The organism is Ancylobacter moscoviensis (assembly GCF_007559435.1).
Lineage (GTDB): Bacteria > Pseudomonadota > Alphaproteobacteria > Rhizobiales > Xanthobacteraceae > Ancylobacter > Ancylobacter moscoviensis.
In genome coordinates this window covers 121,480-145,981 of record NZ_VMBP01000006.1, presented here as the reverse complement: position 1 = coordinate 145,981, position 24,502 = coordinate 121,480, and the positions used below count along the sequence as shown (strand labels likewise).

Sequence of the window (24,502 nt, the reverse complement as noted above, 5' to 3'; positions counted from 1 at the left end):
GTTGTCCGAAGATGGACCGTCGCAACATTCGGCAACGCAACAGTCTTCGGCTCCATCGTGCTCGATCTCGCCTCGCTCACGCGCATCGGCTTCCTGACCTTGCCGAACCACTCGATGATCGCCTGCGCCAACGCGCTGGAGGCGCTGCGCATGGCGAACTATGTGGCGGAGGCCGAGATCTATTCTTGGCGCATCCTCACGCTGGACGGCGCCCCCGCCACCGCCTCCAACGGCCTCACCCTCTCGCCCACCCTCGCCCTGAACGAGGCGGGGCCGCTCGACCTGCTGCTGGTCTGCGGCGGCATCGACGTGCGCCACGCCGCCACCCCGCCCATCGAGGACGCGCTGCGCCGGCTCTCCCGGCGCGGCGTCGCGCTCGGCGCGCTGTGCACCGGCAGCTTCGTGCTCGCCGACGCCGGCCTGCTCGACTTCTACCGCTGCGCCGTGCACTGGGAGAACCTCTCCGCCATCCGCGAGGAATTCCCCGACATCTCCTTCGTCGAGGAAGCCTTCGTCATCGACCGCGACCGCCTCACCTGCACCGGCGGCGTGGCGCCGCTGGAGATGATGCTGGCGCTGGTCGAGGCGCGCGGCGGGCGCGCGCTGGCCGACAAGGTGTCGGAACAGTTCATCGTCGACCGCGCCCGCCCGCCGCACGCCAAGGTCGAAGCCCGCCCGCGCCCGGCGTTGCCCGATCCGACGCTCGCCCGCGCGGTAAAGATGATGCAGACCGCCATCGAGCAGCCGCCCGGCATCGCCGCCATCGCCCGCCGCCTCGACGTCTCGCCCCGGCATCTGGAGCGGCTGTTCCGGCGCCATCTCGGGGTCACGCCCGCCGCCTACCATCTGGCGCTGCGGCTGGAGCGGGCGCGCGAACTGCTGCGCCTGTCGCCGCTGCCGGTCACCGACGTCGGCCTTGCCTGCGGCTTCCAGTCGGCGGCGCATTTCTCCACCGCCTATGCCCGCCATTTCGGCCGCCCGCCGAGCCGCGAACGGGCGGCGTCCTCCCGCGATGCCGCGAAAGCGTGAAGTGTTCGCATGCCACGTAAGCGTTGTTTATTATGGCGCGACGCAACATCTGGTATTAAATACACACCGTCCGATTGCGTTTTCTGCATATCATACCGCCCGATGGACACGGCCTTCGCCGCGCCACTGACATGAATGCGCCTCTCAAGCCGACCAGCTACCGCCGCCATCTGGCGGAACGCTACACGCACCTGACTGCCGACATGCTGGCGCCCGAGCGCACGCCGCTCGCGGACGCGTGGCTCGGCCTGCCCATGACCTTTGTCGCCGGCGCCACCAATGCCGGCGGCCTGCTGGCGGTCGGCCAGTACACCTCGCACATGTCGGGCATCATCTCGGCGGCGGCGGACAACGCCGTCCTCGGCGCCATGGACCTCGTGCTGGCCGGCGGCGGCGCGCTCGTCGCCTTCGTCCTCGGCGCTGCCACTTCCGCCATCCTCGTCAACTGGGGCCGGCGGCATTATGCGGGCCGCGAATATTCCCTGCCCCTGGCGCTGGAGGCGTGTCTGCTGCTGGCCTTCGGCCTGCTCGGCTTCTACACCCACCGCTCCAGCATCGCCCTCGGCATGGAGGTCGCGGTGCTGTGCTTCATCATGGGCCTGCAGAACGCCACCGTGACCAAGCTCTCCGGCGCGAAGATCCGCACCACCCACATGACCGGCATCGTCACCGATATCGGCATCGAGCTCGGCAAGCTGTTCTATTCCAACCGCCGCCGCCGCGGCACCGATGTGCCGCTGGTGCTGGCCGACCGCGAGAAGCTGAAGCTGCTGGCCTATTTCCTGTTCAGCTTCTTCGGCGGCGGCATCGTCGGCGCCATCGGCTTCAATTATGCCGGCTTCGTCTTCGCCGTGCCGCTGTCGCTGCTGGTCTTCGCGCTCGCCGGCCCCTCGGCGCTGCGCATCCTCGCGCGCTGAAACGCCCGCTTTCGCCGGCCTGACTTCTTTCACCCGGGGGACGGTCGCAAGCCTTCCGGCGCGATGGCGCAAATCTTCTGTTCGGCATAGGCGCGCGCGACCTATCGTGCGACCATCGGGCCGGGAACCGGGCCGGCCCCGGACCCATGGTCGAAGGAGCGCGCGGCCATCATGATCGCCAATGCCGAGGCATTGCTGAAACCCTTGACCATCAAGGGCCTCACCATCCGCAACCGGGTGATGTCGACCTCGCACGCCCCCGGCTACGGCAAGGACGGCAAGCCGCAGGAGCGCTACCAGCTCTACCACATGGAGAAGGCCCGGGGCGGCATCGGGCTCACCATGTTCGGCGGCTCCTCCTCCGTCGCCATCGACAGCCCGGCCGCGCCCTGGGCGCAGATCTCCGTCGCCGACGACAGCGTCATTCCCTATTTCCAGCAATTCGCCGAGCGAGTGCACGCCCACGGCGCGAAGCTGATGATCCAGCTCACCCATATGGGCCGGCGCACGAAGTGGGACACGGAGAACTGGTTCCCCACCCTCTCCTCCTCGCCCCGGCGCGAGCCGGCCTCGCGCACCATCCCCCGCGCGATGGACAGGAACGACATCCGCCGCGTGGTGAAGTCCTTCGCGGAGGCCGCCCGTCGCTGCAAGGAAGGCGGGCTCGACGGATGCGAAATCTCCGCCGCCCACGGTCATCTCGTCGATCAGTTCTGGTCGCCGTCGGTCAACGAGCGGACCGATGAATATGGCGGCAGCCTCGAGAACCGCATGCGCTTCGGCATCGAGGTGCTCAGCGCCATGCGCGAGGCGGTGGGCGATGATTACGTCATCGGCATGCGCATGTCCGGCGACGAGATGATCGCCGACGGCCTCAGCCATGAGGATTGCGTGGCCATCGCCTCGGAATACGCGAAAGCCGGCCTCGTCGACTTCCTCAACATCATCGGCGGCCAGGCGCGGGACGAGATGTCCCACGCCATTTCCCTGCCGAACATGTCCTTCCCGGTCGCGCCCTTCCTGTTCCTGCCGAGCGCCATCAAGCGCGAGGCGGACGTGCCGATCTTCCACGCCCAGCGCATCACCGACCTCGCCACCGGCGCCCGCGCCGTGGCGGAAGGCCATGTCGACATGATCGCCATGACCCGCGCCCACATCGCCGACCCGCACCTCGTCAAGAAGCTGATGGAAGGCCGCGACGACGACATCCGCCAGTGCGTCGGCGCCGGCTACTGCATCGACCGCATCTATGTCGGCGGCGACGCGCTGTGCATCCAGAACGCGGCCACTGGCCGCGAGGCGACCATGCCGCACGTCATCCCGAAGGCGGAGTTGGCGCGCAAGGTGGTGGTCATCGGCGCCGGTCCTGGCGGGCTGGAGGCGGCCCGCGTCTGCGCCGAGCGCGGCCACAAGGTGGTGCTGTTCGAGAAGGAGCCGGTCGTCGGCGGCCAGATCAACATTGCCGCGAAGGCGACATGGCGCGAGGCGCTGTCCGGCATTCCGCGCTGGCTCTACGCGCAGGCGCAAAAGAAGGGTGTCGACATCCGCCTCGGCCGGGAAGCCACGCAGGAGGACGTGCTGGCGGAAGCACCGGACGTCGTCATCATAGCGACGGGCGGCCTGCCGATCACCGGCCACGCGAAAGGCCACGAGCATGCCGTCACCACCTGGGACGTGCTCTCGGGCAAGGTGGAGCCCACCGGCTCGGTACTGCTCTATGACGAGATCGGCGGCCACAACGCCGCCTCCACCGCCGAGGTGCTGGCGAAGAAGGGCTGCCTCGTCGAGATGGTGACGCACGATCTTCAGGTCGCGCAGGAAGTGGGCACCACCAACAAGCCGGTGCATCTGCGCGAGCTCTACAAGCTCGGCGTGGTGATGACCCCCAACACCGAGCTGATCGAGATCTACCCCGAGGGCAACCGCCTCGTCGCAGCGCTGCGCAACACCATGACCGACGCCGAGGAGGAGCGTGTGATCGACCGCGTGGTCGTCGATTACGGCACGCTGCCCGTCGACAGCCTGTTCGAGGCGCTGCGCGGTTCGTCGGTGAATGACGGCGAGACGGACCTCGAAGCGCTGGTCGCCGGCCGCCCGCAGCGCTGGACCGGCCAGCCCGGCTTCGCCCTCTACCGCGTCGGCGACGCCTGGACCGGCCGCAACATCCACGCCGCGATCTACGACTCGCTGCGGCTCTGCAAGGATCTGTGAGGCGATCCGATCATGAACGCCGTCATCCTGAGGTGCGAGCGGAGTGAGCCTCGGAGGATGCTCGCCTCAAACACGTCATCTCCGCCGAAGCGAAGCGCAGGGCCGGGATCACCCTCCCGTTCCGCGGACGATGCCGGATCGACCTGCCGGCGGTCCGGGATGACGGTGCCACACCTGAACGCCGTCATCCCCGGGCTCGACCCGGGGATCCACGACTTCCTTCGCCCGCGAAAGACATGGATGGCCGGGACAAGCCCGGCCATGACGGCCATCGAACGCGAACCGGCCATCGGACTGGGTTCGTCCATGCACCCTCCCCTTTCCCCGTTGAGGAGAGAGTTTTGGAGAGAACGATCCTTTCTCAACCTCTCCTCGTCGGGGAGAGGTCGGCCCAAAGGGCCGGGTGAGGGGCCGCCCGACGGCGCTCTCCGGGTACGCCCATGACTAACGCCGCGCCCGGTCTCTCGCTCGTCATCCTCGCCCTCGCGCTCATGGCGGCGGCGATGATGGTCCGCCGCGCCCGGCTCTGGCGCATCGGCCGTCCGGCCAGCGTCGACTGGCTGGCCGGGCTCATGGCGCTGCCGAAGCGCTATCTCGTCGACGTGCACCATGTCGTCGGCCGTGATCCCTATGCGGCACGCATGCATGCGCTGGCCGCCGGCGGGCTGCTCGGCGGCTCTGTCCTCGCGCTTCTCGCCCTCGTCCCTCCGCTCGGCGGCCTGCGCCTCGTCTGGGCCATCGTCGCGCTCGCCTTCGCCGTCGCCTTCATTGGCGGCACCATGGTCGGGCGGCGGCGCCTGCCGGTGAGGCCGGCCCGGCTCTCCGGCGGGCGCTTCCAGCGCCTGCCCTTCCTTCTCGCCGCCTATTCGGGCGGTGCCCTGCTCGTCGCCCTCGACGCCACGCTGGGCGGCATCCTCGGCCCCCTCGCCTGGGCCGGGCTGGCGCTGGCGGCGGCAGGCGGCCTCGGCCTCGTGCTGCAGATCGACCGCGGCCCGATGCGCCATGCCTTCGCCGGCGCGGCGCATCTCGTCGCCCATCCCCGCCCCAGCCGCTTCGAGGGGCAACGTGCCACCGCCCTGCTCCCGCTCGACCTCGATAGCCCACGCCTCGGTGTCGCGACTCCGGCCGACTTTGCCTTCAACCGGCTGATCGGCTTCGATGCCTGCATCCAGTGCGGGCGCTGCGAGGTCGCCTGCCCCGCCTTCGCCGCCGGCCAGCCGCTGAACCCCAAGCGCCTCATTCAGGACCTCGCCGCCAGCCTCCAGCCCGGCGCCACCAACGCCGCCTATGCCGGCAGCCCCTATCCACATGCGCGCGAGGTGGCGGGCGTGGGCGGACCGGAGCGGCCGATCGTCGGCGCGGGCGCGATGATCCATCCGGACACGCTGTGGTCCTGCACCACCTGCCGGGCCTGCGTCGAGGAATGCCCGATGATGATCGAGCATGTCGACGCCATCGTGGAGCTGCGCCGCTTCCAGACGCTGGAGCTCGGCGCCACGCCGCCCAAGGCGGCCGCCCCGCTGGTGGAGATGCGCTATGCCGACGAGCCGGGCGGCCGCCCGCTCAAGGCCCGCACCGATTTCGCCGCCGGCCTGACCCTGCCGCTGATCTCCGCCACGGGCAAGGCCGAGGTGCTGCTCTGGCTCGGCGAGGGCGCCTATGAGCTGCGCTACGGCCGCACCCTGCGCGCCCTCGTCACCCTCCTGCAGAAGGCCGGTGTCGACTTCGCCGTGTTGGGCGAGGAGGAGCGCGACTGCGGCGACCTCGCCCGCCGGCTGGGCGACGAGGCCACCTTCCAGCGCCTCACCCGCGAGAACGTCGCGACCCTCGCGCGCTACGCCTTCGGGCGCATCCTCACCGCCGACCCGCACGCCCTCCACGTCCTGCGCAACGAGTACCGCCCCTTCGGCGGCGATTACGAGGTGGTCCACCACACCGCCTTCCTCGACGAACTGGTGGCCGCGGGCCGGCTTCCCGTCGCCACGCTGCGCGACGTGAGCGCTACCTATCACGACCCCTGCTACCTCGGACGCTACAATGGCGAGACCGACGCCCCCCGCCGCCTCCTCGACCGGCTGGGGCTGCAACGCCTTGAAATGGAACGCTCCGGCAAGCGCTCCATGTGCTGCGGCGGCGGTGGCGGGGCGCCGGTGAGCGACATCGAGGGCGACCATCGCATCCCCGACCTCCGCATGAATCAGGCCGCGGCCACCGGCGCCGCCATCGTGGCGGTCGCCTGTCCGCAGTGCTCGGCCATGCTGGAGGGCGTCACCGGCGAGCGCCCCGCCGTCCACGACATCGCCGAACTGGTGCTGATGGCGGTGGAGACGGCCGCGAGCCGGCAAGCGGAGGCGGTCGCATGAGCCGCAGCCGCAAGGATCCGCGCACCGAGCGCGCCACCCATCGCGTGGAGGGTAGCATCCGTCCACGCTTCGACCTCGCCGCCGCCCCCGCCGCGACAGGCCGTCCGCGCCGCGATCGGCGTGCCGAGGAGCGGCTCGCTCTCGTACCCGGCACCGTCCGCCGCCGTCTCGACCGTACCCAGCGCGTCGCGGCCGTCGGTGCCCTCCCCGCTCCCACCACGCCGGCCGTGGAGACGCCTCCGAGGCTGCGAACGATCCCCGAGCCGGCCTGTCTCGTCGCCGTGGTGCCGGACGCGCCGGGCGGTCGGCTCACCCCGCACGACCGCCAGCTCTTCGGCGCCGCGCGCCTGCTGGCCGATGCCAACGGCGGAGCCGTGCTCGCGCTCGTCGAGAGCTGGAGCGACGAACTCGCCATCGCCGGCGCCGACCGCGTGCTGCCGATTCCCGCTTCCGGCTACGATCCCGAGGCGAAGGCCCTCGCCCTCCTCTCCGTGCTCGACGGCCTCGCCGTCCGACACGTCCTGTTTCCCGAAAGCGCCGATGGCGGCGACCTTGCCCGCCGGCTTGCCGCCCTGTCGGGCGAGGCGCTGTTCGCCGGCGCGGAAAGCCTGTCGGCCAAGGCCGTGACCCGGGCTGCGCAGGGCCGACGGATCGAGCAGCGCCGCGCACCGCCGCGCCTCATCAGCCTCGCCACCGACGCAGTGGCGCCTCATGCCGGCACTTTGCACGAGGCGCTGCCGGTCGAATTCGCCTTTCCCGAGCCCACGGCCGGGGCCATCCTCTCCGCCGAGTACATTCCGGCCGATCCGGCGAAGGTGTCGCTCGCCGAGGCGGATTTCGTCACCTCCGCCGGCAACGGCGTCACCGATTTCGAGGTCTTCCGCGCTCTCGTGGCGGCGCTCGGTGCGACACCGGGCGCCAGCCGCATGGTGTGCGACGCCGGCCTGATGCCGCGCGCCGCACAGGTCGGCGCCTCCGGCACCGTGCTGGAGGCGCGCTGCTACTTCGCCCTCGGCATCGCCGGCGCCCCGCAGCACCTGCAGGGCGTGGCCCGCTGCGAGCACGTGGTGGCGGTGAACACCGACCTCCACGCGGCGATGATCGAGCGCGCCGGCCTTGCCATCGTCGCCGATGCGCAGGAGGTCATGCCGGCCCTGCTCCGGCTGATCGCGGAGGAAAAGCGCGGATGAGGATCGCTGTTCTCCTCTCAGCCGGCCGCCACCGGGTTTCCGCCCATCCCGCCCCCGTGCCGGTCGAGCTTCAGGCCATCCGCCTCGCCGCCGAGCTCGGCGGCGAGGCCTTCGGCCTCCATGCCGGTCCCGCCATCGGGCCGCTTCACGACACACTCGGCCACGGCCTGCCGCGGCTCACGCATCTGCGTCTCGCAGAGAACGACGATCCCGCCCCGAGCCTTGCCGACGCGCTGCGCGAGGGAGCGTTCGACCTCGTGCTCGCCGGGCGGTCGGGCCAGGGCGGCGAGGATGCCGGCCTCCTGCCCTACGCGCTCGCCCGTACGCTCGGGCTGCCCATCGTCGCGGATGCCGTCGCGCTGGCGGAAGGGCCGCAGCCCGGCACGCTGCGTGTCGAGCAGGCGCTGCCGCGCGGCGCCCGCCGCCGGCTCGTCATCCGTCTGCCCGCGCTGGTGACGGTGCATCCGGCTGCGCCCGCCCCCCTGCCTTTCGCCTTCGCCGCCGCGCGGCGGGGCGATGTCGAGACACGGCCCGGCATCGCGGCTGCCTGCGCGCCCTCCGAGATGGAGGAGCGTCCCTATCGCCCCCGCCCGAAGCTCATCGCCAAAGCCGCCGGCGGCGCCTCGGCAGCGGAGCGGCTGAAGGCGGCCACGGAATCGGCGAGCGGCGGGGGAAAGCTGCTGGTCGAGCCCACGCCCGACAACGCCGCGCGTGCGATTCTGGCCCATCTCAGGGAAATCGGCGTCCTCGCCTAGCTCCGCGTCCAGACCCGCAATCCGCTCCCGATTCCGGCCCGCTTGTCAGGAACCCGTCAGGAAGCACGTGCAAGTTTGCCGCCGTGGACGCACGGGCATCCGCAACGCGGAATCTCCCTCCGCGCGGGATCGCGTTGCCCCCACACCCGGCCGATGGAGAGGCACGACGCGATTGGAACGGCGGCAATGAGCGAAGCGATCGGAGCCCCTCCCGAAGCGCTCTCCCCGTCCCATGCCGCGCCGTCGCGCGCCGCCGACATGACGACGGGCTGGCGCCTTCTGCTGCTCATCGCCCTCGTGCTCGCCAGCCTGCTGCCGGGCTTCTTCTCCATCCCGGTCGTCGACCGCGACGAGACCCGCTACGCGCAGGCCTCGCGGCAGATGGTGGAAAGCGGCGATTATGTCGTGCCGCGCCTCGGCGAGGCGAACCGCTTCAAGAAGCCTATCGGCATCTATTGGCTGCAGGTCGCCGCCGTGAAGCTCACGGGGCACGGCGCGGACGCGCCGATCTGGGTGTTCCGCCTGCCCAGCCTCGCCGCCGCCCTCCTCGCCGTGCTGCTCACCTTTGCCATCGGCCGGCGCCTGTTCGACGAGCGGACGGCGTTCTATGCCGCCGCGCTGCTCGGCACCTGCCTCGTTCTGGCCGTGGAAGGCCGGCTCGCCAAGACCGATGCCGCCCAGCTGGCAGCCGCCGTCGCCGGGCAGCTGGCGCTGGCGCGCTTCTACCTCGCCAGCGCGCAGGAGCGCCTGCGCCTGGGCTGGGTGCTGCTGTTCTGGGGTGCCATGGCCGCCGCCATCCTGATCAAAGGCCCCATCGTGCCGATGCTCGCCGCCCTGACGGCGGTGACGCTGGCGCTCTGGGACCGGCGCGCCGCGTGGCTGAAGCGTCTGCGGCCGGCCATCGGCCTGCCCTTCCTGCTGCTGCTGGTGCTGCCCTGGCTCATCGCCATCGCCGTTCAGGCCGGTCCGGCCTTCTTCCATGAATCGGTCAGTGTCGATCTGCTCAGCAAGGTGGCGAAGGGGCAGGAATTCCACGGCGCCCCGCCGGGCGCGCATTTCGCCGCCTTCTGGGTCGCCTTCTGGCCGGGCGCCGCTCTGGTCGCCATCGCCGTGCCATGGGTCTGGGCCAACCGCACCAGCCCGGCCGTGCGCTTCTGCGTCGCCTGGCTGGTGCCGTTCTGGATCGTGTTCGAGCTGATCGCCACCAAGCTGCCGCACTACACGCTGCCGGCCTATCCGGCGCTCGCCCTTCTCGCCGCCGGCGGGCTGACGACCCCGCGCGCCGGCCGCGATCCGCTCTGGGCCCGCCTGCTGGTCGCCGTGGCCGCCATCGGCGGAGGGCTGACCGCCATCGCCGGGCCCGTGCTGCTCTATCTGCTGGAACAACGCCTCCCGCTTCTGCCGCTGGCCGTGGCGGCGCTCGTCGTCCTCATGGCCGGCTATGCCGTCCGGCAGGCCTTCGTCTCCGGCGTGGCTGCCGCCGTTCGTGTCCTGCTCGTCGAGGCACCCGCCCTTTATCTGCTGCTCTTCGGCCTCGTCGCGCCGCAGGCGAACAGGCTGTGGATCGCCCCGCGCCTCGAAGCCGCCATCGCCCGTGTCGCCTGCCCCGGCCCGCAGGTCATGGTCGCCGGCTTCAGCGAGCCGAGCGTCATGTTCGTGCTCGGCCAGGACGCGCAGACCGGCGACGGGGTGAAAGCGGCCGACTTCCTCGCCCAGCCCGGTTGCCGCGTAGTCGTGGTCGCCGACCATCAGCAGCAGCTCTTCGACATCCGCAACCAGGTGCTGGGCCGCTCCCCCACGGTCGCGACGACCACGAACGGCATCAACAGCGCCAATTCCCGGCGCCTGTCGTTCAACGTCTATGTCTCGCCGGAACAGAAAGGTTCCCAGCCATGACGCTCGCCAATGCCGCGCTGGTCAATCTGGGCGCGATCAATCCCTGGCTGGTGCTCGGCTTCGTCGGCCAGGGCCTGTTCACGGCGCGCTTTCTCGCCCAGTGGATCGTCAGCGAGCGGGCCGGACGCAGCGTGGTGCCGTCGACCTTCTGGCTGTTCTCGATGCTCGGCGGTCTGACGCTGCTCGCCTACGCCATCTACCGGCAGGACCCGGTGTTCATCTTCGGTCAGGCGGTGGGCCTGCTCATCTACGGGCGGAACATCTACTTCATCTCCCGCGAACGCGCCGCCCTGCGCGCCGATGACCGGGGCGAGCGATAGTCACAGGATATTTTCGCCAGCCTCCACCCCTTCATTCGGGCGTCATCGATTCATGATTTCTGCTTTCCTGCATTGCAGGCGGGGCAAAGCAGATTAAAATGAACAAGAACGGCAAAATATTTCATAATAAAATGGTTTACATTTCAAATAACCCTATCTCCTATTGCGTTATTTCGACATTCGTTATCTCGGCATTACTCTATCTCTTTCCGTTCATAGATCGATCCTTCTCGCATCTCTTCTACGTCCATGAGCAGGGCTTCCCGGCAGCGCGCATCGATGTCCTGCGCGATTTCCGCACGCTCGCCTCGCACCTGACGGTCGCCCTGCCGATCCTGCTGGCGCTCGCCATCGGCCTGAAGCTGCTCTATCCGGCCAAGCCGAGCCTCGTCTCCCCCCGCTTCTCGCTCTATTTCATCGCCCTGTTCTCCATCGGCCCGGGGCTGATGGTGAACGGCGCGCTGAAGAGCTTCTGGGGCCGACCGCGGCCGGTGAACATCGAGGAGTTCGGCGGCGCCTGGCCATTCCAGCCGGCCTGGGTGATCGGCCCGGAAGGGCTGCTCAACCGCTCCTTCACCTCCGGCGAGGCCGCCACCATCGCCTGCCTTCTGCCGCTCGCCCTGTTCGTGCCGCGCGAATGGCGGGTGCAGGTCGCGGCGATCCTGGGCGTGCTTGTCGCGGCGGTGTCGCTCAATCGCATCGCCTTCGGCGCCCATTTCCTGTCGGACGTGACGATCTCGATCGGGCTGATGCTGACGCTCGCCGCCGCGCTCTATCGGGTGATCTTCGTCGATTATGCCGAGACCTTCGCCGACGCGGCGCTGGAGGCGCGGCTCACCGCGTTCGGCGAGCTTTGGGCGGGTCGCCGCGCGGCCTTCCGGCGTAGCATCCGCGCGAGCCTCGCCGGAGCCGGCATGGCCGTCCTCGCCTGTCTCGGCGCTCAGCGCGCCATGGCCCGGCGGATCGGAGCCTCGCTCATCGGGGCGGAGGCCGCCAGAGGCATGGGCGCGACGGTGCTGGTGCTCCTCTCCTCGACCACCGGCGGCAGCAGCGTGCGCCGCCTCAGCCAGACCACGCCGAACAGGTCGTAGAGGCCCACCAACGCCCGGCCAAGATTGGTGTATTTCGACTGCCCCACGCGCCGCGGGCGATCCCCCACCGGCAAATAGGCCGGCTGATGGCCGTAGCTGAGGAACAGCGCCGGCAGGTAGCGGTGCATGGTCGAGAAATAGGGCAGGTCGAGAAAGGCGACGCGGTGGAAGGCCTTCAGACCGCATCCCGTGTCCGGGCAATCGTCGGCCAGCAGCCGGGCGCGCAGGCCGTTGGCGAAGCGCGAGGCCCAGCGCCGCGAGCCGGACGCCCGACGCTTCTGCCGGACGCCGCCGACCAGCGCCGGCTCCTGCCCTTCGGCTCCCAGCCGGGCCGCAAGCGCGGCGATGTCGGCGGGCGGGTTCTGGCCGTCGCCGTCCATGGTCACGATGACCGGAAACACCGCCGCCCGCACGCCGGAACGCAGCGCCGCGCTCTGGCCGGCGCGGCGCTGGTGGCGGAGGCAACGCACACGCGGATCGCCGACCTCCGCCACCTCGGCGGCGGTGGCGTCGGCACTGCAATCGTCGACGACGATGATCTCACCGAGCAGGGATGGCGGGACGACATCCAGCGTCTCGCGAACGAGAGCCCCGATATTGCCGGCCTCGTTATAGGCCGGGATCACAACCGAAACACGCATGGACCGATCCGGGTTCGCCAGCCCATCTGTCGCGTCGTCGGTGACGCACATATGAACCTGACCCGGCATAGAATCCCATGCCTGACAGTTGCCTTGCATCGCCGGCGATTTGGCGGTGCCCGGCGCTCCTAACGCTGCGCCACCTGCCAGTTCGGCGCGACGTAGTAGGGCGCGTTGGACGGGGCGAGCAGCGGCTTGCCGAGGATATGGTCCGCCGCCTTCTCCGCCATCATGATGGTCGGCGCGTTGAGATTGGCGTTGGTGATCGACGGCATGGCGGAAGAATCCACCACGCGCAGCCCCTCCACCCCGATCACCCGCATCTGCGGATCGAGCACCGCCATCGGGTCGGAAGCCGCGCCCATCCTGCAGGTGCAGGAGGGATGATAGGCGCTCTCGACCTTGGCGCGCACGAAGGCGTCGATCGCCGCGTCGTCGGTCACCTCCGCGCCCGGCTGGATCTCCCGCCCGCGATAGGGGTCGAAGGCCTTCTGCGCGAAGATCTCGCGGGTGAGCCGCACGCAGGCACGGAACTCCACCATGTCGTCGGGATGGGTGAGATAGTTGAACTGGATACGCGGGGGCGCGGCCGGATCGGGGGAGTTGAGCCTTACCCAGCCCCGGCTCTTCGAACGCATCGGCCCGACATGGGCCTGGAAGCCGTGCTCGCTCGCCAGCCCCTGCCCGTCATAGGTCACGGCCAGCGGGAGGAAATGGTACTGGATGTCCGGCGAGGCGATGCCGGCGCGCGAGCGGATGAAGCCGCAGGCCTCGAAATGGTTGGTCGCCCCGAGCCCCTCGCCGGTGAGCAGCCAGCGGGCGCCGATGAGCCCGCGCGCGAACAGTCCCATCTGCGAATAGAGCGTGATCGGCTGCGTGCAGGCGACCTGGAAGTAGAATTCGAGGTGGTCTTGCAGGTTCTCGCCCACCCCCGGTCGATGGGCGACTACATCGATGCCGAGCGCCTGCAGTTCGTCGGCATTGCCGATGCCGGAAAGCTTGAGCAGCTGGGGCGAGTTGATCGGCCCGCCGGAAAGGATGACCTCGCGCGCCGCCCGCACCTCGTGCCTCTCGCCGCCCCGCGACCAGACGACGCCGACGGCGCGGCGCCCCTCGAACAGCACGCGCTCGACCCGCGCATGGGTCTCGACCTTCAGGTTCGCCCGCTTCATCGCCGGCTTGAGATAGGCATTGGCCGCCGACCAGCGCACGCCGTCCCTGACGGTCATGTCCATGCGGCCGAAGCCTTCCTGCTGGTAGCCGTTGACGTCCTCGCTCGCGGGATAGCCGGCCTGGCGCGCCGCCTCGATGAAGGCCTTGTAGAGCGGATTGGCCAGCGTGCCGTAGCGGGTGGCGAGCGGCCCGTCGGCGCCCCGATAGGCGTCTCCCCCGTCGCGGCGCGTTTCCGCCCGGCGGAAATAGGGCAGCACGTCCGCATAGGACCAGCCCTGCGCGCCCTCCTCCTGCCAGCGGTCGAAATCGGCCGGCGCGCCGCGCATATAGACGAGCCCGTTGATGGAGGAGGAGCCGCCGAGCACCTTGCCGCGCGGGCAGTGCATGCGCCGGCCGTCGAGCCCCGGCTCGGGCTCGCTCTCATACATCCAGTTGTATTTCTTCATGTTCATCGGGATGGAGAGCGCGCTCGGCATCTGGATGAACACGGAGCGGTCGGAGCCGCCGAATTCCAGCACCAGGACGCGGTTCTTCCCGTCCGCGCTCAGGCGGTCGGCCAGCACGCAGCCGGCGGAACCCGCCCCGACGATCACATAGTCGAAGGCCTCCCCCGCGCCGTTCAGCATCAGTAGGGCGCCTCGACGCGGCCAAGATTGACGTAGACGCTCTTAAGCTGGGTGTAGTGTTCGATCGCCGCCTTGCCGTTCTCACGGCCGAGGCCGGACTGCTTCACCCCGCCGAAGGGCAGTTCGATCGGCGTGATGTTGTAGTGGTTGATCCAGCAGGTGCCGGCTTCGAGCTGTCCAATCACCCGATGGCCGCGCGCCAGATCGCGCGTGAAGACGCCGGCGGCGAGGCCGAACTCGGTGTCGTTGGCGCGGGCGATCACCTCGTCCTCGTCGGTGAAGGACAGCACCGCCATCACCGGACCGAAGATCTCCTCGCGCACGATGCTCATGCCGTCCGCGCAGCCGTCGAACACGGTCGGCGCGACGAAGGCGCCCTTCCCAAGCCCGTTCGCCACCACGCGCTCGCCGCCGACCAGCACCTTGGCGCCCTCGGCCTTGCCCTTGGCGATGTAGGAGAGAACCTTCTCCATGTGGTCGGGCGAAATCAGCGCGCCGACCTGCGTCGCCGGGTCGAGCGGATCGCCCACCACCATCTTCGCCACACGGGCGACCAACCTGTCGAGGAAGGCCGCGCGCACCTTCTCATGCACGAAGACGCGCGTGCCGTTCGAGCAGACCTCGCCGGCCGAATAGAAATTGCCCAGCATCGCGCCCGAGACGGCGTCGTCGAGGTCGGCGTCGTCGAAGACGATGAGCGGCGACTTACCCCCCAGCTCCAGCGTGACGTATTTCAGCGTGCCGGCGGCATCCGCCATGACCTTCTTGCCGGTGCCGACCTCGCCGGTGAGCGAGACCTTGGCGACGGCGGGATGCCGGGTGAGCAGGCGCCCCGTATCGGCGAAGCCCTGCATCACGCTGAACACGCCCTCCGGCACGCCGGCCTCGACGTAGATTTCCGCCAGCTTGAGCGCGGTGAGCGGGGTCAATTCCGCCGGCTTGAAGATCATGGCGTTGCCGCAGGCAAGCGCCGGGGCCGACTTCCAGCAGGCGATCTGCAGCGGATAGTTCCACGCGCCGATGCCGGCGACGATGCCGAGCGGCTCGCGCCGCGTATAGCCGAAGGCGCTCGGGCCGAGATCGACATGCTCGCCCGACAGCGAGGCGGCAAGGCCGGCATAGTATTCAAGGCAGTCGGCCCCGGAGAGCACGTCGACGACGCTGGTCTCCTGGATCGGCTTGCCGGTGTCGAGCGTCTCCAGCCGCGCCAGCTCATCGTTGCGCGCGCGCAGCAGTTCCGCCGCGCGCTTGAGGATTCGCCCGCGCTCGGCGCCGGTCATCGCCGCCCAGCGCTTCTGCCCCTGCCGCGCCGCCGCGACCGCCGCCTCGACCTCCGGCTCCCCGGCGATCTCGATCTCGGCGAGCACCTCGCCGGTGGCCGGATTGCGGGTCTCGAAGGTCGCGCCGCCAGTCGGGCGGTAGCGCCCGCCGATATGATTGGCGTGGAGCGGGGGGCGGCTGGTCATGCAAGGAGATCCATCAGTGGCGGGAGCCGGAGCGGAAAGGGAGTCCCGGGCGGCGGTGATCTGGGCGTCGACGAAGAGCGAGGCGACCTGGCGGGCGCTCACGGAATCGGTCTCGCCGGCGGCGGAAAGGCTCGAGCGCAGCCACAGCCCGTCGATGACGGCGGCGATGGTGATGGCGACCCGGTGCACATCGCCGGGCGCGACGAGGCTGCGCAGGTCGTGGCGCAAATTGGCGAGCATGCGCGCCTGATAGATGCGCTGCACCCGCCGCAGCCGCTCGGAATGCAGGACCTGCCCCCAGAAGGCGAGCCAGACGCTGGAGGTGCGCTGGTCGAACTCCTCCGGCGCCAGATTGGCATCGATCAGCGCCTGCACGCGCCCGCGCGCGTCCCCCGCCATCGCCAGCCGGGCCGCCGTGGCGCGATAGAGCCGCAGCGAGAGCGAGCGCAGCGTCGCCTCCAGCAGCCCGTCCTTGTCGCCGAAATAATGCGCCACGAGGCCGGGCGAGACGCCGGCGCGGCGGGCGATCTGTGCCAGCGTCGAGGCGTTGAAGCCGATCTCGGCGAGGGATTCGATGGTGGCGTCGATCAGCTGCCGCCGCCGGACGTCCTCCGGCTCGCGCCGGCGCGTCTCCTCCTCGTGCAGGGAATCGTCGCCCCGGTCGGAATGGACTTGCGCGTGCGCATTCGCCCTGGCCACCGGCCCCTCCTGATCGACTTATTGAATGAACATACAATACATCGATCCAATCGGGCCGCAAAGAGCCTCCCGCATCCCAACCCCTGACGTCGCAATGCTTCTGGCACGATGGCGGATTCGGTCAAACTGCACCAAAACGGGACGAGAATTCGCAAATCTGGGCAAAAATTACGCGTGACAAAATGCCCGATCATGTTTTGAATGATCATTCAAAAGAGCCTTCCAGAGGCCGCATCCGGTATCGGGTGCCATAGCGCGCCGCAGGTGCCGACAGGGTTGAGTACGTCCATCTCCGTCCGGCCCCGCACAGGGTTCCGGGCAGCATCGCTCTCTTTCGGGCGGCGGGCGGGACGTATCCGACTCCGACTTGTCGATTGAGGTCGTGCCGGACTTGGCGTCAGGCCATGCCGGTTCCATGATCCTGCCAGGATGCCAACCGGGAACAGAAACGATGCGCACCTTCAAACTCGCGGCCGCGGCCGCTCTCGGGCTGGCGCTGGCCGCCGCCCCGACGCTCCGCGACACCGCCCGCGCCGCCGAGCCCGCCGCCTGCAAGACGGTGCGGTTCGCCGATGTCGGCTGGACCGACATCACCGCCACCACCGCCATCGCCTCCTCGATCCTCGAAGCCCTCGGCTACACGCCGAAGACGCAGGTGCTGTCGGTGCCCGTGACCTACAAGTCGATGCAGACCAAGGACATCGACGTCTTCCTCGGCAACTGGATGCCGACCATGGAAGCCGACCTCAAGCCCTATCGCGAGGACAAGTCGGTCGAGGTCATCGGGGTGAACCTCGAAGGCGCCAAGTACACGCTTGCCGTGCCGACCTATCTCTACGAGGAAGGCCTGAAGTCCTTCGCCGACATCGCCAAGTTCAAGGACAAGCTCGGCGGCAAGATCTACGGCATCGAGCCGGGCAATGACGGCAACCGTCTGATCCTCGACATGATCAAGGACGACAAGTTCGGGCTGAAGGGCTTCGATCTCGTCGAATCCAGCGAACAGGGCATGCTGGCCCAGGTCGAGCGCGCCTCCAAGCGCAAGGAAGCCATCGTCTTCCTCGGCTGGGAGCCGCATCCGATGAACGCCAAGTTCAAGATGAGCTACCTCTCGGGCGGCGACGACGTGTTCGGCCCGAACTACGGCGGCGCGACCATCTACACCAACACCCGCGCCGGCTACGCCACCGACTGCCCGAATGTCGGCACCTTCATCAAGAACCTGAAGTTCTCGCTCGACACCGAGAACGTGGTGATGGGCTACATCCTGCTCGACGGCATGGAGCCGTCCAAGGCGGCCGAGAAGTGGCTCAAGGCCAATCCCACCGTCTGGGAGCCCTGGCTCGCCGGCGTGACCACCATCGACGGCCAGCCGGCGGTGCCGGCGGTCAAGAAGGCCCTCAAGATCTGATGACCGCGCCGGCCTCCCGCCGCACCGGCGGCGGGAGCCCGGTCGGCAACTTCGCGGCGAGAACCGGCTTTGACCCCGCCACCGCATGGGCGGGGGCCCCACCCGCACATCACCACACATCCACCTGCGCCGTCGGGAGTGCGCCATGTATGACTGGCTGACCGAGCACAAGATCCCGCTGGGGATCTGGCTGCGGGACTTCGTCGACCTGCTCACCACGCACGGTCAGGGGTTCTTCGATTTCGTCTCGCTCGTCCTCGGCGCGCTGATCGGGGGCTTCACCGCCGCCCTCCTCTGGGTGCCCCCGCTCCTGCTCATCGCGCTGTTCGGGCTCGGCGCCTGGCTGATGCACCGCTCGATCGGGCTGGTGGTCTTCATCGTCGGCGCGTTGCTGCTGGTCACCAATCTCGGCTACTGGCAGGCGACGATGGAGACGCTCTCTCTCGTCATCTGCGCCACGCTGGTCTGCGTCATCGTCGGCGTGCCCATCGGTATCGCCGCCGCGCACCGCCCCTGGCTCTACACCGCCATCCGGCCGATCCTCGACCTGATGCAGACCATCCCGACCTTCGTGTACCTGATCCCGACGCTGGTGCTGTTCGGGCTCGGCGCGGTGCCGGGGCTGATCTCGACCGTGATCTTCTCGCTCCCCGCCCCGATCCGCCTCACCCATCTCGGCATCTCGTCGGTGCCGCCGGCGCTCTACGAGGCGGGAAAGGCCTTCGGCGCGACCAAGACCCAGCTGCTGTTCAAGGTGGAGCTGCCCTACGCGCTGCCCACCATCATGGCCGGCATCACCCAGTGCATCATGCTCAGCCTGTCCATGGTCGTCATCGCCGCCCTGGTCGGCGCCGACGGGCTCGGCAAGCCGGTGGTGCGCGCGCTGAACTCGGTGAACATCGCCATGGGCTTCGAGGCGGGCCTCGCCATCGTCGTGCTGGCCATCGTCCTCGACCGCGTCTGCAAGCGGCCCGAGCGGCGCTCGCGAAAGGGATAAGCCATGCCCGCCGTTGAATTCCGCAACATCGACATCGTGTTCGGCGCCGACCAGAAGGGCGCGCTGAAGCTGATCGACGAAGGCCGCTCGCGCGAGGAGATCCTCACCGCCACCGGCGCCGTGCTGGGCGCGGCGGGCGTCAGCCTCGCCATCGAGCGCGGCGAGATCTGCGTGCTCATGGGCCTGTCCGGATCCGGCAAGTCCACCATCCTGCGGGCCATCAACCGTCTCAACGAGGTCGCACGCGGCGAGGTGCTGGTCGAACACAAGGGCGGCGCCGTCGACGTCGCCCGCTGCGACGAGGACACGCTGCGCGACATCCGCATGCACACCGTGTCCATGGTGTTCCAGCAGTTCGGCCTGCTGCCCTGGCGCACGGTACGCGACAATGTCGGCTTCGGCCTCGAACTGCGCGGCATGGGAGCCGCCGAGCGCCGGCGCATCGTCGACGAGAAGCTCGCCATGGTCGGCCTCACCAACTGGGCCGAGAAATACACCAACGAGCTTTCCGGCGGCATGCAGCAGCGCGTCGGCCTCGCCCGCGCCTTCGCCACCGATGCCGACATCCTGCTGATGGACGAGCCGTTCTCGGCGCTGGATCCGCTGATCCGCGACAAGCTGCAGGACGAACTGCTCGACCTGCAGCGGCGCATCCACAAGACCATCGTCTTCGTCAGCCACGACCTCGACGAGGCGCTCAAGCTCGGCAACAAGATCGCCATCATGGAAGGCGGGCGGATCGTGCAGGCCGGAACGGCAGAGGACATCCTGCTGCGCCCCGCCAACGCCTATGTCGCCGAATTCGTGAAGCACATGAACCCGCTCAACGTGCTGCGCGGCACGGCGGTGATGCGCCCGGCCGCGAGCCTGCGGCGCGAGGGCGATGCCGTGGTGCTCGACAAGGGCGGTCGGGTGAAGGTGAAGGTCGATGCCGACGGGCGGCCGGTCAGCCTCGATCTCGACGGCCGCGCCGGGCTGCTGGCGGTCGCCGACGGCGAGGCGGGCAAGATCGACGACAAGCTCGCCAGCGACAGCGACTGCATCGTCGCGCCGGTCGATCTCAAGCTGAAGGCGGCGATCGAGCTCAAGCGGCACACCGATCTGCCGATCCTGCTGGTCGACAATCTCGGCCGCCTCGCCGGCCTGTGCGACGACGACGAAATCTACCGTGGCCTGCTGCGGCGGCTGGACGGCTAGGGCCGCCCACCGACGCACGCGCCACGCACGCCGGATGTGAGCATTTCCCTTGGGATCGGACCTCAACAGTCGATTCGGGAAGTGCTTTCGGGCGCGGAGGGGGTCGCCCGGACCGGTCTCTCCTCACAAAGGAGAGGCCGGCACCCTCCTCGAGGAGAGCGCACGCGCCCGATCAGGCGGCGGCCTGCCCCACCGCCTCGACCACGTCGTTGACCACCGCCTCCACGAGATCGCGGTCATCGCCCTCGCCCATGACCCGGATCACCGGCTCGGTGCCGGAGGGGCGGATCAGCAGGCGCCCGTGGCTGTTGAGCTTCAGCTCCGCCGCGGCGATGGCCTTGAGAACAGCGTCATTCTCCAGCGGCCGGCCGTTCTTGTAGCGCACATTCTTCAGCACCTGCGGCAGCGCGTCGAAGCGGTGGCAGACCTCGGACACCGGGCGCTGGCGCCGCTGCACCACGGCGAGCAGTTGAAGCGCCGCGACGAGGCCGTCGCCGGTCGTCGAATAGTCCGACAGGATGATATGGCCGGACTGCTCGCCGCCGACATTGAAGCCGTTGGCCCGCATGTGCTCCAGCACGTAGCGGTCGCCGACCGGGGTGCGGTCGAGCGTCAGGCCGATCGAGCCGAGATAGCGCTCCAGTCCCAGATTGGACATGACGGTGGCGACGATGCCGCCGCGCGACAACCGCCCGTCTTCCTTGAAGCTCTCGGCGACCACCGCCATCAGCTGGTCGCCGTCGACCAGATGGCCCTTCTCGTCCACGATCAGCACGCGGTCGGCGTCGCCGTCGAGCGCGATGCCGATGTCGGCGCGCACTTCGCGCACCTTGGCCATCAGTGCTTCCGGCGCGGTCGAGCCGACCTCGCGGTTGATGTTGAAGCCGTCCGGCTTGTCGCCGATGGTGATGACCTCGCAGCCCAGCTCCCACAACGCTTCCGGCGCGACGCGATAGGCCGCGCCGTTGGCACAGTCGACGACGACGCGCAGGCCGTCGAAGGACTGGTTGCGCGGCAGCGTGCCCTTGGCGAACTCGATATAGCGGGCGTGCACGCTCTCGATGCGCTTCGCACGGCCCATCTGGGAGGGGTCGGCCAGCTTGCCGGCCACGTCGCCGACGATCAGCGCCTCGATCCGGCTCTCCAGCTCGTCCGAGAGCTTGTAGCCATCCGGCCCGAACAGCTTGATGCCGTTGTCGTCGTAAGGGTTGTGCGAAGCGGAGATCATGACGCCGAGATCGGCGCGCATGGAATGCGCCAGCATGGCGACGGCCGGCGTCGGCATCGGGCCGAGCAGCAGCACGTCCATGCCCACCGAGGTGAAACCGGCGACCAGCGCGTTCTCGATCATGTAGCCGGACAGCCGCGTGTCCTTGCCGATCACCACGCGGTGGCGATGGTCGCCGCGCTGGAAGACCAATCCCGCCGCCATGCCGACGCGCAGCGCCAGCTCGGGGGTGATCGTGCCGTTGGCACGGCCGCGAATGCCGTCCGTACCGAAGAATTTACGTGCCATGACCTGCCTCATGCAGATGCCGCCGGACGCCCGTGGCGAATCCGGCGGCATGGATATCCCGCTCGCGTTGCGATCTCTCTACCATTCAGCATGCACGCGAGGGTTTCACAAAGTGTAAGCGTTCCTTTCGTCCGCATCCGGACGGGCGGTCAACCTACCGCCCCTCCCAGACGCGCGAAATGCGCGCGAATACGACGCTCGCGGCGAAGACGGAATCCGTTGAACGGGCCCTTCTTCCAGCCGGCCGGCCGCAACAGCCCGCCGAGCGGCCCCGGCACCCGGTCCGACATGCCGATCACCCCGAGGCCATGCCCGTGGTGGAACTCGAAATGCGGATACCGTTCGGAAAGCTCGGCGAAGAGCTGGTAGACGCCGAAGCCGGGGTGGAACTCGTAGCTGTCGTGGAACAGAACGACGGCATTCGGGCCAAGCTTGGGCCGCCAGCTCTCGAAATCGTGCCGTACGGCCTCATAGCTGTGGAAACCGTCGATGTGCAGGAGATCGATCGAGCCATCGGCGAAGGTCGGCAGCGCCTCGTCGAAGGTCATGCGCAACAGCGTCGAGAAACCATCGAACTCGGCCGTGTTGAAGGCCAGCAGATCGGCGTGGATGTCCTCGCCGTAGAAGCCGGCCTGCTCGTCCCCCTGCCACGTGTCGATGGCAAAGGCCCGGCTGTCGAGCCCCAGCTCCCGGATCGCCTGGCAGAATGCCGCGTAGGAAGCGCCACTATGGGCGCCGAGCTCCACGAAGAGCCTGGGCCTCAGCGCGCCGACGAGCCAGAAGGCGAAGGGAATGTGGCCGATCCATTCGGACCCCTTGGGGCGCCGCAAAGGCACCGTGCGCACCAGAGGTGCGTTCATGCCGAGCTGGTCGACAACAGCGCCCGGATCGATGGACCAGACGAAGGAGCGGGCGGCGGATGGGGGCATTGGCGGTCCTCGACCGTCATCTGACTACCGGAATGCCCAGCTAACACGAAGAACGTGACCTTGCGGAAATAAAAAGGGAGACCCGTGAGGGTCTCCCTTTCGTAAGAGCTGGTTCGCCCGGCTTACGCCTGCGGCTGCGGCTCCATGCCGGCGTCGGGACGCGGCGGACGGTTCTTGCCGGCGCTCGGCACCACCGAACCGCGCGTGTTGGCAGGCTCGATGGTGGTGTCGCGGACCGGCGGCTGGCCGTCGAGCAGGTTGACGATCTCGTCGCCCGACAGGGTCTCGTATTCCAGCAGGCCGCGGGCCAGCGTCTCGAGCTGATCCTTGTTCTCGGTCAGGATGCGTGTCGCCTCGGCATAGCCTTCGTCGACCAGCCGGCGCACCTCGCTGTCGATGGTCTGCGCCGTCGCCTCGGAGACATTCTGCTGGCGCTGCATCGACATGCCGAGGAACACCTCGTCATTGTTCTCGCCATAGGCGACCTGGCCGAGCTTGTCCGAGAAGCCCCAGCGCGTGACCATCATGCGGGCGAGGCGGGTGGCCTGCTCGATGTCGGAAGCGGCGCCGGAGGTGACCTTGTCGTGGCCGAAGATCAGTTCCTCGGCGACGCGGCCGCCCATCATGATGGCGAGGCGCGAGGTCATCTGCTCGTAGCTCATCGAGAGCTTATCGCGCTCGGGGAGCTGCATGACCATGCCGAGCGCGCGGCCGCGCGGAATGATGGTGGCCTTGTGCACCGGGTCGGTCGCCGGAACCTTGAGCGCGACGATGGCATGGCCGCCTTCATGGTAGGCGGTCAGCATCTTCTCGTCCTCGGTCATGACGAGCGAACGGCGTTCCGCGCCCATCATCACCTTGTCCTTGGCGTCCTCGAAGTCACTCATCGTGACCATGCGCTTGTTGCGGCGCGCGGCCATCAGGGCAGCTTCGTTGCACAGGTTTGCGAGGTCCGCACCGGAGAAGCCGGGCGTGCCGCGGGCGATGACCTTCAGGTTCACATCGGGCGCCACCGGCACCTTGCGAGCGTGGACCTTCAGGATCTGCTCGCGGCCCACGACGTCCGGGTTCGGCACGATGACCTGGCGGTCGAAGCGACCGGGACGCAGCAGCGCCGGATCGAGCACGTCCGGGCGGTTGGTCGCGGCGATGAGGATGATGCCCTCATTCGCCTCGAAGCCGTCCATCTCGACGAGGAGCTGGTTCAGCGTCTGCTCGCGCTCGTCATTGCCGCCGCCGAGACCGGCGCCGCGGTGGCGGCCCACCGCGTCGATCTCGTCGATGAAGATGATGCACGGCGCGTTCTTCTTCGCCTGCTCGAACATGTCGCGCACACGGCTCGCGCCGACGCCGACGAACATCTCGACGAAGTCGGAGCCCGAGATGGTGAAGAACGGCACGTTCGCCTCGCCGGCGATGGCGCGGGCGAGCAGCGTCTTGCCGGTACCGGGCGGGCCGACGAGCAGCACGCCGCGCGGGATGCGGCCGCCGAGGCGCTGGAACTTCTGCGGGTCGCGCAGGAACTCCACGATCTCGGTGAGGTCGCTCTTGGCCTCGTCGATGCCGGCTACGTCCTCGAAGGTGACGCGCCCATGCGCCTCGGTCAGCAGCTTGGCGCGGCTCTTGCCGAAGCCCATCGCCTTGCCTGCGCCGCCCTGCATCTGGCGCGACAGGAAAATCCACACGCCGATCAGCGCGATGAAGGGCAGCCAGGAAATCAGCAGGCTGATGAACCACGGCACGTTGTCGGTCAGCGGCTTGGCGGTGATCGACACGCCCTTGCCGTAGAGGCGCTGCACCAGCGAGGGATCGTTGGGCGAATAGGTCTGGAAGGCGCGCCCGTCGGTGAAGGTGCCGGTGATCTCCGGCCCCTGGATCACCACGTCGCGCACGCGGCCCTGATCGACCTCGCTGAGCAGCTGCGAGAAGCTGATGTCGTTCGTCGCCTGACGCTGCGCCGGATTCTGGAACAGCGAGAAAAGCGCCAGAAGCAGAAGAACGATGATCACCCAGAGGGCGAAATTCCGAATATTGGCGTTCATCACGTTCCTTTCGGCGTCGGGCTCGACCGACGC

At 68.8% G+C, this 24,502-nt stretch carries 17 protein-coding genes and 1 pseudogene; 12 read left to right on the top strand and 6 right to left on the bottom strand.

Going from position 1 to position 24,502, the window contains the following annotated elements; genetic code table 11:
• Window positions 1-57 precede the first annotated feature (57 nt).
• The 9 genes and pseudogenes from FO470_RS17175 to FO470_RS19790 all read left to right on the top strand — a co-directional run.
• Entirely contained in the window at window positions 58-1,029 is a 972-nt protein-coding gene (locus FO470_RS17175) for a GlxA family transcriptional regulator (protein ID WP_144344212.1), read from the top strand.
• A gap of 131 nt (window positions 1,030-1,160) precedes the next feature.
• Window positions 1,161-1,946: a YoaK family protein gene (locus FO470_RS17170; RefSeq protein WP_144344211.1), complete on the top strand. Its 786-nt coding sequence runs from the start codon at window positions 1,161-1,163 to the stop codon at window positions 1,944-1,946.
• A 171-nt stretch (window positions 1,947-2,117) separates the two neighbouring features.
• The gene (locus FO470_RS17165; RefSeq protein ID WP_144344210.1) at window positions 2,118-4,157 is read left to right on the top strand and encodes an NADH:flavin oxidoreductase; all 2,040 of its coding nucleotides are present in this window, start codon (window positions 2,118-2,120) and stop codon (window positions 4,155-4,157) included.
• Window positions 4,158-4,597: 440 nt separating this feature from the next.
• On the top strand, window positions 4,598-6,520 hold the full coding sequence (locus tag FO470_RS17160) for a DUF3483 domain-containing protein (RefSeq protein ID WP_144344209.1): 1,923 nt from the start codon (window positions 4,598-4,600) through the stop codon (window positions 6,518-6,520).
• Entirely contained in the window at window positions 6,517-7,710 is a 1,194-nt protein-coding gene (locus FO470_RS17155) for an electron transfer flavoprotein subunit alpha/FixB family protein (protein ID WP_144344208.1), read from the top strand. The genes FO470_RS17160 and FO470_RS17155 overlap by 4 nt, the downstream gene beginning before the upstream one ends.
• A complete protein-coding gene (locus tag FO470_RS17150; protein ID WP_144344207.1) occupies window positions 7,707-8,465 on the top strand; it encodes an adenine nucleotide alpha hydrolase family protein in 759 nt (252 codons plus the stop codon). Before FO470_RS17155 ends, FO470_RS17150 begins: the two co-directional genes overlap by 4 nt.
• Before the next feature lie 186 nt (window positions 8,466-8,651).
• Window positions 8,652-10,361 carry an ArnT family glycosyltransferase gene (locus FO470_RS17145; RefSeq protein WP_186292005.1) on the top strand — a complete coding sequence of 570 codons (1,710 nt, stop codon included), beginning with the start codon at window positions 8,652-8,654 and terminating at the stop codon, window positions 10,359-10,361.
• On the top strand, window positions 10,358-10,681 hold the full coding sequence (locus tag FO470_RS17140) for a lipid-A-disaccharide synthase N-terminal domain-containing protein (protein ID WP_144344205.1): 324 nt from the start codon (window positions 10,358-10,360) through the stop codon (window positions 10,679-10,681). The genes FO470_RS17145 and FO470_RS17140 overlap by 4 nt, the downstream gene beginning before the upstream one ends.
• Window positions 10,682-10,779: 98 nt before the next feature.
• A pseudogene (locus FO470_RS19790) lies at window positions 10,780-11,457 on the top strand (phosphatase PAP2 family protein); the annotation flags it as partial.
• A gap of 164 nt (window positions 11,458-11,621) precedes the next feature.
• On the opposite strand, the gene FO470_RS17130 reads toward FO470_RS19790, so the two are convergent.
• The 3 genes from FO470_RS17130 to betB all read right to left on the bottom strand — a co-directional run bounded on the left by FO470_RS17130 (window position 11,622) and on the right by betB (window position 16,377).
• Window positions 11,622-12,413 carry a glycosyltransferase family 2 protein gene (locus FO470_RS17130; RefSeq protein ID WP_144344203.1) on the bottom strand — a complete coding sequence of 264 codons (792 nt, stop codon included), beginning with the start codon at window positions 12,411-12,413 and terminating at the stop codon, window positions 11,622-11,624.
• Window positions 12,414-12,541: 128 nt separating this feature from the next.
• Entirely contained in the window at window positions 12,542-14,212 is a 1,671-nt protein-coding gene (betA, locus tag FO470_RS17125) for a choline dehydrogenase (RefSeq protein WP_144344202.1), read from the bottom strand.
• Window positions 14,212-16,377, bottom strand: coding sequence for a betaine-aldehyde dehydrogenase (gene betB / locus FO470_RS17120; RefSeq protein ID WP_210244932.1), 2,166 nt, complete (start codon window positions 16,375-16,377; stop codon window positions 14,212-14,214). Before betB ends, betA begins: the two co-directional genes overlap by 1 nt.
• Before the next feature lie 451 nt (window positions 16,378-16,828).
• Here betB and FO470_RS17115 point away from each other — a divergent pair, with 451 nt between their 5' ends.
• The 3 genes from FO470_RS17115 (at window position 16,829) to choV (ending at window position 19,982) form a co-directional block, all read left to right on the top strand.
• Window positions 16,829-17,788: a choline ABC transporter substrate-binding protein gene (locus tag FO470_RS17115; RefSeq protein WP_144344201.1), complete on the top strand. Its 960-nt coding sequence runs from the start codon at window positions 16,829-16,831 to the stop codon at window positions 17,786-17,788.
• 145 nt (window positions 17,789-17,933) lie between these two features.
• Window positions 17,934-18,785, top strand: a complete 852-nt coding sequence (gene choW / locus FO470_RS17110) for a choline ABC transporter permease subunit (RefSeq protein ID WP_144344200.1) — start codon at window positions 17,934-17,936, stop codon at window positions 18,783-18,785.
• A gap of 3 nt (window positions 18,786-18,788) precedes the next feature.
• Window positions 18,789-19,982, top strand: a complete 1,194-nt coding sequence (gene choV, locus FO470_RS17105; RefSeq protein WP_144344199.1) for a choline ABC transporter ATP-binding protein — start codon at window positions 18,789-18,791, stop codon at window positions 19,980-19,982.
• A 172-nt stretch (window positions 19,983-20,154) separates the two neighbouring features.
• Here choV and glmM read toward each other — a convergent pair whose 3' ends face one another.
• The 3 genes from glmM to ftsH all read right to left on the bottom strand — a co-directional run bounded on the left by glmM (window position 20,155) and on the right by ftsH (window position 24,469).
• Window positions 20,155-21,498 carry a phosphoglucosamine mutase gene (gene glmM, locus FO470_RS17100; protein WP_144344198.1) on the bottom strand — a complete coding sequence of 448 codons (1,344 nt, stop codon included), beginning with the start codon at window positions 21,496-21,498 and terminating at the stop codon, window positions 20,155-20,157.
• Between the two features lie 149 nt (window positions 21,499-21,647).
• The gene (locus tag FO470_RS17095) at window positions 21,648-22,427 is read right to left on the bottom strand and encodes a class I SAM-dependent methyltransferase (protein WP_144344197.1); all 780 of its coding nucleotides are present in this window, start codon (window positions 22,425-22,427) and stop codon (window positions 21,648-21,650) included.
• 122 nt (window positions 22,428-22,549) lie between these two features.
• Window positions 22,550-24,469 (bottom strand): ATP-dependent zinc metalloprotease FtsH, encoded by a 1,920-nt coding sequence (gene ftsH / locus FO470_RS17090; RefSeq protein ID WP_144344196.1) that lies wholly within the window; start codon window positions 24,467-24,469, stop codon window positions 22,550-22,552.
• Window positions 24,470-24,502 lie beyond the last annotated feature (33 nt).